Source organism: Haloarcula halophila (genome assembly GCF_029278565.1).
Classification (GTDB): Archaea; Halobacteriota; Halobacteria; order Halobacteriales; family Haloarculaceae; genus Haloarcula; species Haloarcula halophila.
On sequence record NZ_CP119559.1, the window covers coordinates 291,173 to 308,306 of the forward strand.

Consider the following 17,134-nt stretch of genomic DNA (forward strand, 5'->3'; position numbering starts at 1 on the left):
GGGGCTATGCGGTCCACTCTAGGACACTCGCCGCCCAGGTGTAGCCGGTGCCGGCCGCGAGACAGAGGACCACGTCGCCGTCGTCTCTCTCGTCCCGACACTCCGTCAGCGCGAGCACCTGGTCACAGCTCTGGACGTGGCCGTAGTCGTCGAGATACCGGTGCTGGTCGTCGGCCAGCCCGAGCTCCGAACACAGGTACTCGTGGAACGACCGCTTCATGTGAGTGATCGCGGCGAAGTCGATCTCGTCGATTCCGTACCCCGACCGGTCCAGTGCGTCGGTAGCGACCGATCTGAAGTTCGGCAGGCTCCCCTCGGCGAGGCGTTCCTTCATCGACTCGTGGTCGGGAACTCGGAGGGAGTGCGCGCCAGTCTCGACCGTCTCGCGGCTCGCCGGGCGGACGCTTCCGCCGGCCGGGACGATCACGTCTCTGGCGAAACTCCCGTCGGTCAGGCTCGCGCTCTCCCGGACGCTGGCGAGCGCCCGGTCGCCGGCGTCGGCTTCGAGGACCGCGGCCGTCGCACCGCTGCCGAAGTTGAACATGAAGGAGGTGTCGCCGTCGTCGTAGTCGACCAGGTCCTCCTCGCGGCTGGCGGCGACCAGCAGCACCCGCTCGGTCGCCGGCTCGGCGGCCAGCAACGCCTTCGCTTCCCTGAGTGCGACGGGGAAGCCGGCACAGAGCGCGTAGCTCTCGGTCGCACTGGCCCCGGTCGCACCGATCTCCTCGGCGACGGCGGCCGCGGCGTTCCAGACCACGTGGTCCTTGTACTCGCTCCCGTGGTACCGGACCATGTCCAGCGTATCGGCACCGATGCCGGCGTCATCGAGTGCCTCCCGGGCCGCCGCGACACACATCTCCGAGGGATGGTCGGCGTCGGGCGGGCAGACGTGTTTCCGACGGACCCCCATCTTCTCGCGGACGACGGCTTCGGGAACCTCGCTCCGGTCGGCGATCGCCTCGGCGGTCATCGTCGGCTCGGGGAGGTAGGTCCCCAGCCCGGTGACGTGGACGGTCATTCCTCCTCGTCCCGGAGTTTCGCCGGGAGAGCGTCGGCGAAGGTCCCGCCGATGCGGTTTCTGATCGTCCCCAGCAGGCCGTCGGGGACGTAGAGGACGAACAGCACGAACACGACACCGACGTAGAGGCTGGCGTGGCCGTTCAACAGCGTGTCGATGAGGCCACCGACGGTCATCCCGCCGACGACCGGCGTCGACAGCGTCCCCTCGCCGAGTAGTAGGCGGAGGTACGGGAGCAACCCGCCACCCTGCCCGGACTTCGAGAGGAACTCGCGGACCGTCTCGTCGAACAGCCGACCGTACAGCGGGCCGGCGAGCGTCCCGAACCCGCCGATGATACTCGCGAGGAGGGCGTCACCGGAGACCAGGAAGTAGAAGGAGTTCTCGGGACTGGCCGACCGTCTGAAGCCGGCGAACAGGGCACCGGCGATGCCCGCGAAGAAGCCGCTCATACAGAAGGCGGCCAGCTTGTAGACGTAGGTGTTGTAGCCGATCGCGACCGCCCGTTCCTCGTTTTCCCGAATGGCGATCATCACGCGACCGAACGGCGAGTGGATGATCCGCTGCATCGCGAAGTAACAGACCAGTACCACGAGACCGACCATGTAGAACGAGACAGTCGTCCCCGACAGCGTCGTCCCCAGCAGCGACACCTCGTCGCCGGTGAGAACACCGATCGCGAGGTTGAGCTGGTCGACCCACGGGACGCCGATATCGAAGCCGCTGGCGTGGCTTGGGCCGACGGCGGGACCGTCACGGGGGTTACGAGCGACGTAGTCCCAGCCCCGGATGAACACGTACAGCACCTGGGCGAACCCCAGCGTGATCATCGCGAAGTACACGCCCGAGAGCCGGAACGAGACTAGGCCGACCAGCAGGGCGACGACGACGGCCAGCAGCCCCGCGACCAGCAGCGAGAGCATGAAGGGCGTCTCCGGCCCCAGGAGCGGGAACTTCCCGTTCGCGACGAGGATGACGGTGTAGGCACCGGTCCCGTAGAAGGCCGCGTGGCCAAAGGAGAGGTAGCCGGTGTAGCCGCTGATGAAGTCAAACGACATCGCGAACAGGCCGAAATACAGCACACCGACCATCGTCTCGACGGTCGGCAACAGCATCTCGGCCTCGTACTGGACCGGCGAGTTCAACAGCGTGTGGTAGATCGAGGGGTACACCGCCAACAGGAGGATGATCGCCACGTGGGCGGCGTGCGAGCGGAGGTAGGCCACGGGCCAGGACACCTCGGTCGGCGTCCCGGCCTGGGTCTCGGTGCTAATGGCCACCCACCCCCTCGACGCCGAACAACCCCTGTGGCCTGACGATCAGCGTCACCACGAGCACCAGGAACAGGACCAGTTCCGGCAGCCCGGTGAACTGGATGTAGTTCTGGAACCACCAGGTCATCACCGAGTCGGTCATCCCGACGACGACGGCGGCGACGACGGTCCCGCGGAAGGTCCCTAGGCCGCCGACGATGACGACGATGAACGCCGGCAGCAGCGTCTCCGCCGCGAGCGGGACGCTCGCGCCCCACGTCGCGTCCCACATCAACAGGGTCCCGGCCGCACCGGCTAGTCCGATCCCCAGCGCGAAGACGACGGTGAACACCTGCCGGACGTCGATCCCCAGCGCCGCGGCCATCTCGGAGTCCTCGCTGCCGGCACGGATGTATAGCCCGTACCGGGTCTTGGTGAGGAACGCCCAGATGCCCACCACGGTAGCGACTCCGAGAACGATCTGGAAGACGGCCAGCCAGCGGACGCTGATCCCGACGACGGCCGCGGGCTCACGGAGGAACTGCGGTTTCGTCGCCAGCGCCGCCTGCCAGTCCGAGATCGGCTGCATCCCGAACACGCCCAGGACGATGCGGACGATCTCGTCGATCACGAGCGTCAGGCCGAAAGTCAGCAGTATCTGGTAGATCGGCGGCCGGTCGTACAGCGGCCGGATGAGCGTGGTCTCGATGGCCCCGCCCAGGACGGTGAGCACGGCGAAGACCAGCAGGATGGCGACGAAAAACACCGCCAGCCGGGTCACCGATCCGGTCGCCTGCCCGACGGCCGTGACCATCACCAGCCCGCCCAGGTAGGCACCGACCATCGTCAGCGAACCGTGTGCGAAGTTCAACACGCCCATCAGTCCGAAGATCAGCGTCAGTCCGCTGGCGATCATCACGTACAGCGCGGACTTGGCCAGCCCGTTGACGACGACCGTCCCGAGTTCCGGGATCGTCAGGAACTCCCCGAGCGTTTCGAGGATCATGCGGACAGATACCTCCTGAACCGCTCGTCGTCGGCCGAGACCGCGTTCGAGTCCCCGTCGTCGACGACGACCCCGTGGTCGACGATGTAGAACCGATCCGAGAGGTCGAGCGCCAGCGGGAGGTTCTGCTCGACGAGCAGGATCGTCGCTTCGGCACTCGCTTCCGAGAGCGCCTCGGCCACGTCCGCGACGATCTGTGGGGCCAGCCCCTCACTGGGTTCGTCGACCAGTAGGAGGTCGTTCTCGCCGACCAATCCGCGGGCGATGGCGAGCATCTGCTGTTGGCCCCCCGAGAGCGTGCCGGCGTCCTGGCGGCGTCGCTCTTCGAGGATCGGGAAGGCGTCGAAGGCCAGCGTGAGTCCCTCGGAGATCGAATCCGTATCGGGGATCGCCGCCCGGAGGTTCTCCTCGACGGTCAACTGCCCGAAGATACGGCGTTCTTCAGGGATCCAGCCGACGCCGCGGTCGGCGACCTCGTGAGTCTCCAACCCGACAAGTGATTCTCCCCGGAACGTGATCTCCCCCTCCCGTGGCGGGGTCAACTGGAGGATCGAGCGCAGCGTCGTCGTCTTCCCGACGCCGTTGCGCCCGACCAGCGCGACGACCTCGCTCTCCGCGACGGTCAGGTCGATCCCCTGGAGGATGTGGCTGTCGCCGTAGTAGGTGTTGACTCCCGAGAGTTCCAGCAGGCTCATGCCACACCCCCCTCGCCGGTCGACTCGTCGCCCTCGTCCAGACTGCCGGGCTCGTACCCGCCGAGATACGCCGACTGGACGTCGGGGTCGGCACGGACCGCCTCGGGTGGGCCGTCGGCGATGACAGCACCCTGGTGGAGGACGACGACCCGCTCGGAGACGTCCATCACGATGTCCATGTTGTGCTCGACGAGCAACACGGCGTGGTCCTCGGCGACGTCCTCGATGAGGTCGCGGACCTCGTCGACGCTCTCGGAGGAGACGCCGGCGTTGGGTTCGTCCAGCAACAGGACCGACGGATCGCCGGCCAGTGCCATCCCGACTTCGAGTTTTCGCTTGGCGCCGTGACTGAGCGTGCTCGGAGGGTCGTGAGCCCGGTCCGCTAACCCCACGCGGTCCAGAATCTCGTGTGCGCGCTCGGTATACTCCTCGAAGTGATCGACGTTGCGCCAGAAGCGGGTCGAATCACTGCCGTGGGCCTGTTCTGCAACCCGAACGTTCTCGAGGACGGTGCTGTTGGGGAACACCGAGGTCACCTGGTACGACCGGTGGATGCCCCGCTGGGCCGTCTCGTGTGGCGGCGCGTCGGTGATGTCGTCCCACTGCTCGTCCCGCCGGAGTTCGACGGTCCCGTCGCTGGGCTCCAACACTCCCGTCAGGAGGTTGAAGAACGTCGTCTTGCCGGCTCCGTTGGGTCCGATGAGCGAACAGAGTTCGTCGCCGAGTTCGAACGATACGTCGTCGACGGCGGTCAGACCGCCGAACCGCTTCGTGAGGTCCCGCGTTCTGAGCATGTTACAGCGAGCAGTCCATCTGGTCGCTGTCTGCCGGGATCGTCGTCTCGTCGGCGCCGATCCGCGAGAGGGGTTCACCGGGCATGATCGCTGCGCCCCAGTTGTCGGCCCACTCGTCGGTCGTCGGGATGGGGTCCGCGACGGTCATCGCCGACCGGGCCTGGTTGTTGTACTCCTGGAAGGTGTAACCGCCCTCGCCTTTCGGCGTGTCCGTGACGGTCATCCCCTTGAGCGCGTTCGCGATGTCGGCACCCTCGCTGGAGCCGCCTTCCTGGACGGCCTGGTGGATCGCCGACGCGCCGGTGAACGTCCCCGACGTGAACAGGTCCGGGACGACGCCGTAGGTGTCCGTGTAGGTGTCGACGAATGAGTTGTTGATCTCGTTGTCGTACTGGTTCCAGTGGTATCGCGTCGTGAACGGCCCCAGCTTCGAGTTCCGGATCTTCTCCGTCGTGAGCGGTTCGCCCAGGACGTTCTGCATCGTCCCGCCGACGACGCTGTTGGTGATGCGGGTCGCGTACCCGCCGAACACGCGGTAGGAGTAGTCCCCCGAAAGGAAGGCGTTGAACATGTTGGGCAGCGTCGCGACGGTGAATCCGCCGACGACGCCTTCGGCACCGGCCTCTTCGGCGTTGTCGAGCAGCCCCTCCCACTCGGCGTAGCCCTGCTCGACGAACCGTTCGCCGACGATCTCGACGCCCTCGTTCTGGAGGACGGCCTTGTAGTTGTTGACGACCGCACGGCCGAAACTGTAGTCGGCCCCGAAGAGGTAGACCCTGGAGACGTCAGTCTCGTTTGCGACGTATTTCCCGCCCGAGCGGGCGTCCATCGCCGTGTTCTCGCTGGCGCGGTAGACCAGATCACCGCAGGTCTCGCTGTTCGAGGTGATCCCCGCGGAGGCCGCCGGCCCGACCATCATCGGAACGCTGGCCTGGTTGACCACGGTCGTGACGACGCGACTCGCCGACGCCGAGGAGGCACACCCCGCGAGGATGTCGACGCCCTGATCCTCGACGAGGGTCGTCGCGGCCGTCTGTGCGGTGTCGGCCGAGAACTGCGTGTCCCGGACGTAGATAGTGTATTCCACGTCGTCGACGGTCATCGTCAACTCGCCGGTGCTCGGCTCGGCGGGCGGGGTGTCGCCGGCTTTGTAGGCCAGCCCCGAGAGGAACCCCCACAGCGACTGCTGGCCGTAGTAGGCCAGATCGCCCGCGAGCGGTTGCAACATCCCGATCGAGACGCTCGTCGTCCCGCTCGATCCGTCGCCAGTACTGCCGCCGTCACTCGATGAATCTCCGTCGCCGTTCATGTCGGAACCTCCGTCGCTGCCGTCGCTCCCGCTGCTCCCGTCACCGCTCCCACCGTCTTCGCTGACACAGCCGGCGAGACCGGTCAGTCCGGCACCGAGTGCGCCCAGTACACGGCGTCGTGTGGCATAATCTCTCATACACAGTAATCTATCGTGTACGATACCCATAGTAGCGGGCGTTTACATGTTAACGGCGACCGCGAGAAGGTGTTACTCGTCGATGTCCTCTAGGGCCTCGACGACGCGTTCGATCATCTTGCGTTCGCCCCGCCGGAGGTTCTTCGAGACGGCCGGTTTCGAGACACCGAACTCGTCGGCGAGGGTCCCCAGTGTCGCGCCACGCGGACTCTCGAAGTAGCCCTCGGAGACAGCGGTCTCCAGGGTCTCCCGTTCCGTCTCCGAGAGGTCCCGACAGCCGTTGACCAGCGTCATCGCCGCGCCGGCGTTCTGGACGACGTCCTGGAGTTCCGGGAGACCGGTGTTCTCCCGCTCGACCACGTCGAACTCGTTGTCCCGGTCAAGTTCCGAGAGGGTCCTGTCGGCGTCCCGGCTCGTGTCGAAGCCGACGTGCCAGACCTCGCTGCCGGCCTCGATGTGGAACGGCCCGGTGATGTAGCCGTCGTTGTCCCGGATCGTTTGCATCGCCGTGGTCTCCTCGATAACCGTCCTGATCCCGGCCACCTCGCCCTGCCGACGCAGTAGCGAGAAGTCGTTCATGTTCTGATGTGTCTGTAACTCTTCCAATCCCGCATCGAGTGCATCCCTGTCGTCGGCTTCGACGACCATCCGCGTCTCTAGCTCGCGGACGTTCTGATCGAACTCCCACTGCATCGCTGCGAAGGCCATCTCGTGGTCGGCAGTGGTGTCGATGAACGGACAGTCGTACTGCTCCATGTCCAGGGCAATGTCAATCATGCACGGTGTCCGCTACTCGAACGGGAGTCCTCCACAATTATAAATTATTCTTCCTACGAGGGTTACTCTGTCGGTCCGGAAAGGCTGTTCCGCTACCGTTGAACGGTTGACAGTGCTACTGTTTCAGGCCGCCAGCGGCGTCGTTCCATCATCATTGTCCACCGACGTCGTGGCCCCGTCCCACCCCGTTCCAATACTGTTTTAGGGCTTCACTCTGGAAGGACTGGTATGACTTTGCACGCCAGAGATCTCCCCCAGGACGTCCGGGAACTGGGCGAGCTACTGGGCGACGTACTGGAGACCCAATCCTCTACCGAAGCGTTCGAGACGGTCGAGCAGATCCGTACAGCCTCGATCGACTATCGGAAAGGCGATCTGGACAGTCGGGACACGATCGGGCAGACCCTCGACCGGCTCGACCCGGAGATGGAAGGCGTCGTCGCCCGGGCGTTCACTACCTACTTCGAACTGATCAACCTGGCCGAGGAACGCGAGCGGGTCAGAGAGATCCGTGAAGGGAGTCAGGACGGGACGATCGAGGACAGCGTCGCCGAGGCGATCGAGGGACTCGCCGATGCCGATGTCGGTTCGGAAACGGTCGAAGACGTTCTCGACGACGTGTTCATCGAGCCGACCTTCACCGCACATCCGACCGAAGCCCGCCGGAAAACCGTCAAAGCGAAGCTCCGAAGCGTGGCTAACGGCCTGGAGACGCTCGATGAGGTCCGCCTGACCGACCGCGAGGAACACACTGTCCGCCGGGACGTCCGTTCGGAGGTCACGAGCCTCTGGCAGACCCCACAGGTCCGTGATCGCCGGCCAGATGTCACGGACGAGGCACTGAACATCCAGTGGTACCTAGAGAACGTCCTCTTCGAGGTCATCGACGAAGTCTACGACGAACTGGAACGCGCTATCGGCGAGGAGTACGACGAGGGGATCGACGTCCCGAAACTCTACGAGTTCCGCTCGTGGGCCGGCTCCGACCGTGACGGCAACCCCTTCGTCACGCCGGAAGTCACCGAAGAGACGCTGGAACGCCAGCGCGAGACGGTCCTACCGCTGTACCGCGACCGGCTGAAGGCCCTCTCGGGAGTCCTGAGCCAGGACGCCTCGAACCTCTCGATCGGCGATCGGTTCGCCGAGCGCTTGGCCGAACACAAGGAGCGGCTCCCCGGAGTCGCCGCCGAGGCCGAAGAACGGTATCCTGACGAACCGTACCGCCAGAAGCTCAAGTTGATGCGCGAATCGGTCCTGCGGGTCAGCGACGTCCGGCAGGGCGGCTACGACAGTCCCGAGGACCTGCTCAAGGACCTGCGCACGATCGCTGCCAGCCTCCGCGACAACGACGCGGCAATCATCGCCGAGTCCCACGTCGACCCCCTCATCCGGAAGGTCGACACGTTCGGGTTCACGCTCGCGAGCCTGGACCTGCGTGACCACCGGAAGATGCACACCGACGCTATCGCGGAAGCGGTCGAGCGCCAGGGCATCGACTACGAGGAGATGTCCGAGGACGAGCGCGTCGAGTTCCTGACGGAGGCGATCCTCCAGAACGGTTCGGTCATCGATATGGAGAACACCGACGGGCTCTCGGAGGATTCGATCCGGGTCCTGCGTCGGTTCCGTAAGACCGCCGACTGGCAAAACGAGTTCGGCGTCGACGCTATCGACACATACGCGATCAGCTGGTGTGAGGAACCCAGCCACGTGCTGGAAGTGCTGTTCCTCGCCGACCAGGTCGGCATCGTCGACCTACCTGGCTACTGTGGCCTGGATATCGTCCCGTTGCTGGAATCCGAGTACGCGCTCTCGGGTGCCCGGCGCATCATGGGGACGCTGTTCGAGAACGAGGCCTACGCACAGGCCCTGGAGGCACGGAACACCGTCCAGGAGATCCTGCTTGGTTACTCCGACTCCAACAAGGAGAACGGTTACCTCGCCGCCAACTGGTCGCTGTACAACAACCAACGGCGGCTGGCCAACATCACCGACGACTTCGACGTCGACATGCGCCTGTTCCACGGCCGCGGTGGCTCGATCTCCCGCGGTGGCGGCCCGATGAACGACGCCATGCTGGCCCTACCAAACGAGACGGTGACCGGACAGATCAAGTTCACCGAACAGGGTGAGGCGATCGCCGAGAAATACGCCAACGAGGACATCGCCGAGCGGAACCTCGAACAGATGCTCAACGCCCAGATCCGGGCGCGCCACAACGCGATGGAAGAGCCGGTCGAGGACATCCCCGAGGAGTGGGTCGAGGCCATGGAGACCGCCTCCGAGGCCGCCCGCGAGGAGTACCAGTCGCTGCTGGAGACCGACGGCTTCGTCGACTACTTCGAGCAGGCGACTCCGATCACGGTCATCGAGAACCTAAACATGGGGTCGCGCCCGGCTTCCCGGAGCGAAGACCGCAGCGTGGAGGACCTGCGTGCGATCCCGTGGGTGTTCTCCTGGACGCAGGCCCGCTGTATCATCCCTGGGTGGTACTCGATCGCCACTGGGCTGAACACCTACCTCGACGACGGCGGCGACATCGAGACGCTCCAGGAGATGTACGAGGAGTGGCCGTTCTTCAAGACGAAACTCGACAACGCCTCCCTGGCACTTGCCCGCACCGAAATGGGGATCGCCGAGGAGTACGCCGATCTCGCCGACGACGACCTCCGCGAGCGCATCTTCCCGCGGATCAGAGACGAGTACGAGGAGACCGTCGATCTGGTCACGGAGATCACCCAGCGCGAGGGACTGCTCTCGCGTGACTGGCTCGAAGAGAACCTCGAACGCCGCAACCCCTACGTCGACCCGCTGAACCTGCTGCAGGTCCGGCTGCTCGCCCAGTCACACCTCACCGAGGAGGAAAAGCAGACGCTCCGGCTGACCGTCCTGGGGATCGCCGCCGGGATGAAAAACACCGGATAACTCCCCGTCCGGTCCGCTCTATCCCGGCTCACGCACCGCTCCGAGCTACTACACCCGTGGTACCTACCGAAGGATTTACGCCGCCGCCGGCTGCATGGCTGCTATGGCACTTGAGACGATTCTGCTTGCCGTCGGCCCGAACGACAAGGACCGCATCGACGAACTCGCCGACGCCGTGACGGACATCGCGGGTCCGGCCGGTTCGGAGGTCATCGTCGCACACGTCTTCACTGACGAGGAGTACGAGAACGTCGTCGACCGACTGGAGTTCGAGTCCGTCGCGGAAGCCAACCCCGACCAGGTAGCGGATCGGCACACGACCGTCCGAGAACTCCTCAAACGACTGGACGACGCGAATCTCCAGACCAGCGTCAGAGGCGCCGTCGGTAACCACGGAGAACAGATCGTCAGTCTCGCGGAGAGTGTCGGTGCCGACCTCGTCGTCGTCGGCGGCCGTAAGCGCTCACCGACCGGCAAAGCTGTCTTCGGCTCGACCGCACAGGAAGTCATGCTCAGTGCTCCCTGTCCGGTCACGTTCGTCCGCGGCGAAGACTAGGACCGCTACTGCGGGGCTCCCCCAGTGGTTTTCACTCGACCAGGGCTGCCTCTAGCAGTTCCAGCGGATGGCGGATGTCGTACCCCGTCCCGTGTTCCATCTGCATCGCACACGTGGGACACTCCGTCATCCCGGTGTCGCCCGAGGCGTCGTCCATGTGGTCGAACATGTCGTCGGCGATCGCCATCGACTTCTCGTATTTCTCGGCCTTCCAGCCGTAGGTCCCGGAGATCCCCGAACAGGACTCGCCGACGTCCTCGATGCCGGTGCCGTCCAGCTCCCGGAACAGTTCGACGGACTGGTGTTCTAACCCCTGGTTGCGGGCGTGACACGGCGCGTGGTAGGCGAACTCCCGAGCGAGGTCGCCTTCGACCTCGGCCGCTTGCAGATCGCCCTTCAGGTCTTCGTTGATCCGTAGATACTCGACGGACTCGAAGGTATTTGCCGCCACCTCGTCGATCCCGTCGATGTCGAACAGTTCGGGATACTCCTGGCGCAGCGCCATCGAACAGGAGGTACAGGAGGCGATGGCGTCGTACCCCTCCTCGATCAGGTCGGCCATCGAGGAGACGTTGACCTCCGCACCCCGGCGGGCGTCGTCCAACATGCCGTTGGCGAACATCGGCGTCCCGGAACATCGCTGTTCGGGGACGACGACCTCGTAACCGTACTCCTCGAACACCCGAACCATCGCCTTCCCGACTTCGGGGGTGTTGTAGTTGGAGTAACAGCCGTGGAAGTACGCGACCTTCTTGTCGGCGTCGCGGTCCTCACCGCGAGCCTCGCGGGCCTGCTGGGCGTTCTCATTCGAGGCCGCCGCGCCGCCCCGAGCAGACCACCACTCCCGGAAGGTCTGTTTCGCGAACGCGGGGAACTCGCGTTCGCTGGTGATCCCCATGGTCTTCTCCATGACCCACCGGGCCGGCCCGAAGTTCATCGCGAAGTTCGCCAGCCGCGGAACTTTGCTGGCGATGGTCGCTGAGGTCCGGTAGTTCGCCAGGATGCGGTTCCGGACGTACTCGACGGAGAACTTGCTCATCTGCTCGCTGACGTACTCCCCGCGGGCGGTGTTGTGCATCTGGGAGAGGGGCACCCCCGACGGACAGGCGTTGTCACACCGCATGCAGTTCGAGCAGTCCGTGATCGAGTCGTCGATCGTGTAGTCGTCCTCGTTTTGCTTGAGGCGCCACTGCTCCGGCCCCTGGAACTTCGGGCCCGGGAAGTCGTCGTCGACCTCGGCGACCGGGCAGTTGGTATCACAAGTCGAACACTTGTAACACGAATCCGCGCCGGGGCGCAGGTCGAAGTCGTCACTGTCGGGGAAGACGTCGACGGGTTCGAAGTCCTCGCCCGTGTTCGGTGCCGTCGGGTCGAACTCTGTGGATGATTCGGCGTCGCTCATTGTACCTCCTGTGCGGCGGTCGTGCCAGCCGCGTGGCCCGTCGCGATCGACACCCCGCTACCTGACTTCTCGGCTGCGAAGTCGTAGCCGCCCAGGATGCTCCCGGCGGCACGCAGGTTGTCGAACTCGACGTCGTCGTCCGCTGTCAGCGGGCGCAACTGCTCGTCTGTCGGTAGGCCGAACCGCGCGAACTGATGGTCGCCGAACACCTCCAGGTCGAACCAGTCGTACCGGTCCTCGGCGTGAGGGACGTGACAGTCGAAGATCGGTTCGTACACTCCCTCGCGGTCGGATTCGACGCCTTTCCCGACGAGACCGCCCGTCGCGAGGACGTACTGATCGCCGCTGACGGGGATCTTCGCGCCGGTTTTCTCGATGTACACCTCCTCGATGTGTCCGTCCTCGCCGGCGTAGTCGACGACGGGGTTGCCCGTCTCGAAGTTCCCGCCGGCTTCGTCCAGTGCCTCGAACAGGGTGTCTTCTAGCCGCAGGCCCGGCAGGGACGGCGGTCCCATCGGGACCTCGAAGACGTCGACACCGAGGTGGTCACCGAGCGCGGCCCGGACTGCGCCGGGGTGGTCGTCCCCGAGGATGGCCGGGAGTCCGACGCGTTCCTCCCCGTCGAGATGGGGTTCGATCGTGTCGGCGAGCGCGTCCCGGGCGCCGACCATCCGCCCGTCGACCGCGACCTCGCCGTTGGTATCCAGGAGCTTGGCGTACCGGGTCACTTTCGCGTCGGCCCGCAGGTCTCCCGGGAACTCGATGGTGACCCCGCGGGCGTCGAAAGGGACGCCGGCGGCCTCGAGGTGTGCGGCGACGTGGGGCGCGTCGAAATCGACCATCGATCCCAGGCCGACGAGCAACACGTCCCGGTCGTCGCTGGCCAGTCCGGCGGCGGCTCCCTTCGGGTACCGTGCGGTTGGTTTGACCGTCCCGCCGTGGGTCGGCAGGAGGGCGTTGGTGTCCGTGTGACCCCCTCGGTAGTCGGTCACGTCGTCGAACATCGCCATCGCCTCGCGGACGCCGTCGACGCCGACGGTCCGGTAGGGGTGTTCCTCCGGGAGATCGGGAATCGCGTCGTAGGGGTCGGTCAGCGGCCCGTCACCCTCGTGGGTGTATCCGAGGAGGTCGACCAGTCCGGAAGCGTTCTGGAGGGTGCTCTGTTTGTACGAGAGGAGTCGAACGTCGGCTCCCGCGCGAGCGGCTGCGAGCGCACTAGAGAGACCGGCGAGACCGCCGCCGATGACCAGTACCTCCGACTCAATTGCCATCCGTTCGCCCTCCGTCCGCGGCCACGTCGGCTCCGGTCGCCCCACCGGGCCGTCCCGACCCCGTGTCGAAGGCGGCGAAGTCGATCGGGTCGCCGTCGGCCGGATCGTTGTCGCGGTTCTGGGTCGTCGCGTGCAGGGCGTAGTTCAACATCGCCTGGGAGAGCTGTTGGCCCCACAGGGCGTGGCGCTGGCCCTTCCAGCGCTCCTGGAGCAGTTCGTCCCAGGCCCGGCGGGCGACGTTCTCGTCGTACTCCCCGGCTGCCGCTCCGTCAGCCGAGCCCCCGCTCGCGGAGACGCCGTGGAGTTCGCTCGCCATCCGGTGGACGCAGAAGCCGCCCTGGCAGTTGCCCATCGACGCGCGGGTCCGGATTCGAACGGCGTTCAGATCGGAACCGGACTGGGAGATGGCGTCCTGGATCTCCGCGCGGGTGACGCCCTCACACTCACAGACGGTCGGGTTCGGACCGTCGGTCTTGAGCACCTCGTCGGCCCGCGAGCCCAGTCGCTCGACGCTCCGGCGGCCGATCGGCGACCGCAGGCCGAACTCGTCCATGTAGTCCCGCAGGACGGTGAAATCGTCGCTTCCCGGGAGTGGAACGTCCGCCGTCCGGCAGTCCGTGTCGATGCCGAACTGATCGCAGACGTGGTCGGAGATCCGCTCGCCCATCATCCGATAGGTGGTGAACTTCCCGCCGACGATGCTGGTCATCCCGTCTAAGCCGTCCCGCTCCTCGTGATCCAGCAGGAAGAAGTCCCGCGTGATGTCGGTCGGGTCGTCGCTACCCACGTCCGGCGGTTCGTACAGCGGGCGGACGCCCCAGAACGACCGGATCGTCCGGGCTTCCTGGAGCATCGGGACCAGCTCCGAGAGGGTCTCGATCATCATGTCGACCTCCCACTGCTCCTCGGGGTAGTCCTCGGGGTCGTCGACCTCCTCGTCGGTCGTCCCCAGGATACACGTGGTCTCGTGAGGGACGATGATGTCGGCGTCGCCTTTGGGTCGGCAGCGGTTGATGACGGTGTCGACCTGCCGGGAGTTCATGATCGTCATGACCCCCTTCGAGGGGCGGACTTCGATATCGACACCGGCCATATCGCCGATGCGGCCCGCCCACGCGCCCGTCGCGTTGACGACGTAATCCGCGCGGATCTCTTCGGTGCCGCCTTCGGTCCCGTGGACGCGCTTGCCGGGGCCGGCACTGTGGTCGACCTCGACGCCGACGACCTCGTCGTCCTCGACGACGAGGTCCGTCACCGTCGAGTGTGTCTCGACGCGCGCGCCGTGTTCCTGGGCGCTTGCCGCGTTGGCCACGACCAGCCGGAACGGGTCGATCGCGCCGTCCGGAACCGAGATCGCCTTGTCGATGTCCTTCGCGAGGTGTGGCTCGATCTCCCGGGCCTCCTCGCGGGAGACGACATCGGCGGGAATGCCACACTCTTCACAGCCCGAGAGCTTCCTTTCGAAGTACTCTTCGGTGTCTTCCGGTCGTTTGACGAACAGCCCGCCGGTCATCTCGACACAGTGTGACGCGATATCCCGGAGGACACGGTTCTCCTCGATACACTCGGTCGCGCTCGCTTGGTCAGAGACGGCGTATCGGCCGCCGCTGTGGAGGAGCCCGTGCATCCGTCCCGTCGTCCCGTGTGTGAGGTTTCCCTGTTCGAGTAAGGTGACATCCAACCCGCGCATGGCGAGATCCCGTGTGATACCCGCCCCGGTGGAGCCGCCACCGATAACGACGACGTGAGGTGATGGAGCCATTTATCTTACGTAGAGTTTGGCGCCCATCCACTTTATTTTACCGTCGAATCCCCCCGCCCGATAAATTTTATGAGGAATAATGAACGTCAACGGAGACGACTGACGCGACCCGTCCCGGTAAACAACGAAGGGATCGCGAGTACGCCGCCGGTAGAACGTATCTCAGTCTCGCAAATCCGATCGAGCGGTCCCGCCTGCGCCCGGCACCAGAACACCCCCGTTCACTGGGGACGATAAGAACTCTTCGCCGTAGGTAGCGGCCGATGCTTCGGCGACACTACAGGTACCAATCGAAACGATCTACACACCGACCGTGCTGCAGCCGTGCGATCGGGTGTGCATCGATCTTCACTGGCGACTACGGCTAGTATCCGTCTGTTGGCGCTCGTGAATTCGGTTTCCCTGTCTTGGGACCCTGGTAAAGGATGGTTTCTCTGCCGCCATCGTGGATATCTCTATTTTTATCGAGGGTCCCCCACTGTGAGTAATTTTTATACCGGTTCACTATCTTGTTTACTACCATCACGGCATAATTCATAAACAATGCCGCCAACGGAGTACACAGTAATGGAAGACACATACGTCGGTTCGATCGACCAGGGGACGACAGGCACCCGCTTCATGGTGTTCGACCACAGCGGCCAGGTCGTCGCGAACGCCTACGAAACACACGAACAGATCTACCCCGAACCCGGTTGGGTCGAGCACGACCCGATCGAAATCTGGGAGAACACCCAGCAGGTCGTCGTCGACGGTCTCGAAGAAGCAGGCCTCGACGCCAGCCAACTCGAAGCGCTGGGTATCACCAACCAGCGTGAAACGACTATCGTCTGGGACGAGGAAACCGGCAAGCCCGTCCACAACGCACTCGTCTGGCAGGACCGCCGCACCACCGACCGTGTCGAGGAAATTCAGGAGCAGGACAAGGTCGAGTGGATTCGCGAGAAGACCGGCCTCGAATGTGACGCGTACTTCTCGGCGACCAAAACCGAGTGGCTCCTCGACAACGCCGAACCGCTCAAGATGCAGTCCTCGCGCGGTGCCGACCTCCGGGACCGTGCCGAGGACGGCGAACTCCTCATGGGCACGATCGACGCCTGGCTCATCTACAACCTTACCGGTAACCACATCACCGACGTCTCCAACGCCTCCCGGACCATGCTCTACAACATCCGGGACCTCGAATGGGACGACGAACTCTTGGCTGAGTTCGGCGTTCCCGAGTCGATGGTACCCGAGGTGCGACCCTCCTCGGACGAGGACTACTACGGCTACACCGACCCCGACGGCTTCCTCGGCGAGGAGATCCCCGTCGCCGGCGCGCTGGGCGACCAGCAAGCGGCCCTGTTCGGGCAGACCTGCTTCGACGAGGGCGACGCCAAGAACACCTACGGCACCGGCTCGTTCTACCTGATGAACACCGGCGAGGAGGCCGTCGCTTCCGATCACGGCCTCCTGACGACCATCGGTTTCCAGATGTCCGGTGAACCCGTCCAGTACGCCCTGGAAGGGTCGATCTTCATTACGGGCGCAGCGATCGAATGGCTCGAAGACGTCGACCTGATCAACAACGCCGCACAGACAGCCGAACTCGCCCGCTCTGTCGACTCGACCGACGGCGTCTACATGGTTCCCGCGTTCACGGGCCTGGGTGCTCCCCACTGGGACGGGCGGGCGCGTGGCACGATCGTGGGGATGACTCGCGGGACGGAGAAGGCGCATATCGTCCGCGCGACACTGGAGTCGATCGCCTATCAGACCCGAGACGTGGCCGAGGCGATGGAAGCGGATTCGAACATCGAGACGACGTCGCTGCGGGTCGACGGCGGCGCGGTCAAGAACAACTTCCTCTGTCAACTCCAGTCGGATATCATCCAGACGGATATCGTCCGACCGGAAGTCGACGAGACGACCGCACTGGGAAGCGCCTACGCGGCCGGACTCGCGGTGGGCTACTGGGACACGGTCGACGAACTCCGCGACAACTGGCAGGTCGACCGTGAGTTCACCCCCGAGAAATCCAGCGAGGAAGTCGACAAACGCTACGATCGCTGGGACGACGCGGTCGGGCGCTCCCTCGACTGGGCCCAGGAGGAGTGATCACGGGTGTCCGCGACACTCTTTCGGGACGTGCCCATCGGGATCGGAGGGGTGCAGTTCACCCTGCGTCCACGTGCCGGACCCGGACTGATCGCTCCAGTGGAGACAGCATGGAAACCGACGGCTAC

At 65.0% G+C, this 17,134-nt stretch carries 13 protein-coding genes; 3 read left to right on the plus strand and 10 right to left on the minus strand.

Annotation, left to right across the window (positions count from 1 at the left end; genetic code table 11):
• Positions 1 to 4: 4 nt before the first annotated feature.
• From P0204_RS01525 to P0204_RS01555, 7 genes are all read right to left on the minus strand, one after another.
• Complete coding sequence (locus tag P0204_RS01525; protein ID WP_276221153.1) at positions 5 to 1,018, minus strand: 3-oxoacyl-ACP synthase; 1,014 nt, start codon at positions 1,016 to 1,018, stop codon at positions 5 to 7.
• Entirely contained in the window at positions 1,015 to 2,178 is a 1,164-nt protein-coding gene (locus P0204_RS01530; RefSeq protein WP_276223307.1) for a branched-chain amino acid ABC transporter permease, read from the minus strand. The genes P0204_RS01525 and P0204_RS01530 overlap by 4 nt, the downstream gene beginning before the upstream one ends.
• A gap of 109 nt (positions 2,179 to 2,287) precedes the next feature.
• A complete protein-coding gene (locus P0204_RS01535) occupies positions 2,288 to 3,277 on the minus strand; it encodes a branched-chain amino acid ABC transporter permease (protein ID WP_276221154.1) in 990 nt (329 codons plus the stop codon).
• The gene (locus P0204_RS01540) at positions 3,274 to 3,972 is read right to left on the minus strand and encodes an ABC transporter ATP-binding protein (RefSeq protein ID WP_276221155.1); all 699 of its coding nucleotides are present in this window, start codon (positions 3,970 to 3,972) and stop codon (positions 3,274 to 3,276) included. The genes P0204_RS01535 and P0204_RS01540 overlap by 4 nt, the downstream gene beginning before the upstream one ends.
• Positions 3,969 to 4,766: an ABC transporter ATP-binding protein gene (locus tag P0204_RS01545; protein ID WP_276221156.1), complete on the minus strand. Its 798-nt coding sequence runs from the start codon at positions 4,764 to 4,766 to the stop codon at positions 3,969 to 3,971. The genes P0204_RS01540 and P0204_RS01545 overlap by 4 nt, the downstream gene beginning before the upstream one ends.
• A gap of 1 nt (position 4,767) precedes the next feature.
• Positions 4,768 to 6,213, minus strand: a complete 1,446-nt coding sequence (locus P0204_RS01550) for an ABC transporter substrate-binding protein (RefSeq protein WP_276221157.1) — start codon at positions 6,211 to 6,213, stop codon at positions 4,768 to 4,770.
• Positions 6,214 to 6,285: 72 nt separating this feature from the next.
• A complete protein-coding gene (locus P0204_RS01555) occupies positions 6,286 to 6,990 on the minus strand; it encodes a helix-turn-helix domain-containing protein (RefSeq protein ID WP_276221158.1) in 705 nt (234 codons plus the stop codon).
• 228 nt (positions 6,991 to 7,218) lie between these two features.
• Here P0204_RS01555 and ppc point away from each other — a divergent pair, with 228 nt between their 5' ends.
• Both ppc and P0204_RS01565 read left to right on the plus strand, forming a co-directional pair.
• Positions 7,219 to 9,915: a phosphoenolpyruvate carboxylase gene (gene ppc, locus P0204_RS01560; RefSeq protein WP_276221159.1), complete on the plus strand. Its 2,697-nt coding sequence runs from the start codon at positions 7,219 to 7,221 to the stop codon at positions 9,913 to 9,915.
• Between the two features lie 103 nt (positions 9,916 to 10,018).
• A complete protein-coding gene (locus P0204_RS01565; RefSeq protein WP_276221160.1) occupies positions 10,019 to 10,471 on the plus strand; it encodes a universal stress protein in 453 nt (150 codons plus the stop codon).
• A gap of 31 nt (positions 10,472 to 10,502) precedes the next feature.
• On the opposite strand, the gene P0204_RS01570 is transcribed toward P0204_RS01565, so the two are convergent.
• From P0204_RS01570 to glpA, 3 genes are read right to left on the minus strand one after another with little or no spacing between them, the layout of a single operon-like run.
• The gene (locus P0204_RS01570; protein ID WP_276221161.1) at positions 10,503 to 11,873 is read right to left on the minus strand and encodes an anaerobic glycerol-3-phosphate dehydrogenase subunit C; all 1,371 of its coding nucleotides are present in this window, start codon (positions 11,871 to 11,873) and stop codon (positions 10,503 to 10,505) included.
• Complete coding sequence (glpB, locus tag P0204_RS01575) at positions 11,870 to 13,144, minus strand: glycerol-3-phosphate dehydrogenase subunit GlpB (protein ID WP_276221162.1); 1,275 nt, start codon at positions 13,142 to 13,144, stop codon at positions 11,870 to 11,872. The genes P0204_RS01570 and glpB overlap by 4 nt, the downstream gene beginning before the upstream one ends.
• A complete protein-coding gene (glpA, locus tag P0204_RS01580; RefSeq protein ID WP_276221163.1) occupies positions 13,134 to 14,906 on the minus strand; it encodes an anaerobic glycerol-3-phosphate dehydrogenase subunit GlpA in 1,773 nt (590 codons plus the stop codon). Before glpA ends, glpB begins: the two co-directional genes overlap by 11 nt.
• A gap of 567 nt (positions 14,907 to 15,473) precedes the next feature.
• On the opposite strand from glpA, the gene glpK reads away from it, so the two are divergent.
• On the plus strand, positions 15,474 to 17,006 hold the full coding sequence (glpK, locus tag P0204_RS01585; protein WP_276221164.1) for a glycerol kinase GlpK: 1,533 nt from the start codon (positions 15,474 to 15,476) through the stop codon (positions 17,004 to 17,006).
• Positions 17,007 to 17,134 lie beyond the last annotated feature (128 nt).

What these genes read in the sequence shown, in the direction of transcription:
- P0204_RS01550 (WP_276221157.1), bottom strand. Translation starts at nt 6,213, where the DNA reads ATGAGAGATTATGCCACACGACGCCGTGTACTGGGCGCACTCGGTGCC.
- glpB (WP_276221162.1), bottom strand. Translation starts at nt 13,144, where the DNA reads ATGGCAATTGAGTCGGAGGTACTGGTCATCGGCGGCGGTCTCGCCGGT.
- P0204_RS01555 (WP_276221158.1), bottom strand. Translation starts at nt 6,990, where the DNA reads ATGATTGACATTGCCCTGGACATGGAGCAGTACGACTGTCCGTTCATC.
- P0204_RS01540 (WP_276221155.1), bottom strand. Translation starts at nt 3,972, where the DNA reads ATGAGCCTGCTGGAACTCTCGGGAGTCAACACCTACTACGGCGACAGC.
- glpK (WP_276221164.1), top strand. Translation starts at nt 15,474, where the DNA reads ATGGAAGACACATACGTCGGTTCGATCGACCAGGGGACGACAGGCACC.
- P0204_RS01570 (WP_276221161.1), bottom strand. Translation starts at nt 11,873, where the DNA reads ATGAGCGACGCCGAATCATCCACAGAGTTCGACCCGACGGCACCGAAC.
- ppc (WP_276221159.1), top strand. Translation starts at nt 7,219, where the DNA reads ATGACTTTGCACGCCAGAGATCTCCCCCAGGACGTCCGGGAACTGGGC.
- P0204_RS01535 (WP_276221154.1), bottom strand. Translation starts at nt 3,277, where the DNA reads ATGATCCTCGAAACGCTCGGGGAGTTCCTGACGATCCCGGAACTCGGG.
- P0204_RS01545 (WP_276221156.1), bottom strand. Translation starts at nt 4,766, where the DNA reads ATGCTCAGAACGCGGGACCTCACGAAGCGGTTCGGCGGTCTGACCGCC.
- P0204_RS01525 (WP_276221153.1), bottom strand. Translation starts at nt 1,018, where the DNA reads ATGACCGTCCACGTCACCGGGCTGGGGACCTACCTCCCCGAGCCGACG.
- P0204_RS01565 (WP_276221160.1), top strand. Translation starts at nt 10,019, where the DNA reads ATGGCACTTGAGACGATTCTGCTTGCCGTCGGCCCGAACGACAAGGAC.
- glpA (WP_276221163.1), bottom strand. Translation starts at nt 14,906, where the DNA reads ATGGCTCCATCACCTCACGTCGTCGTTATCGGTGGCGGCTCCACCGGG.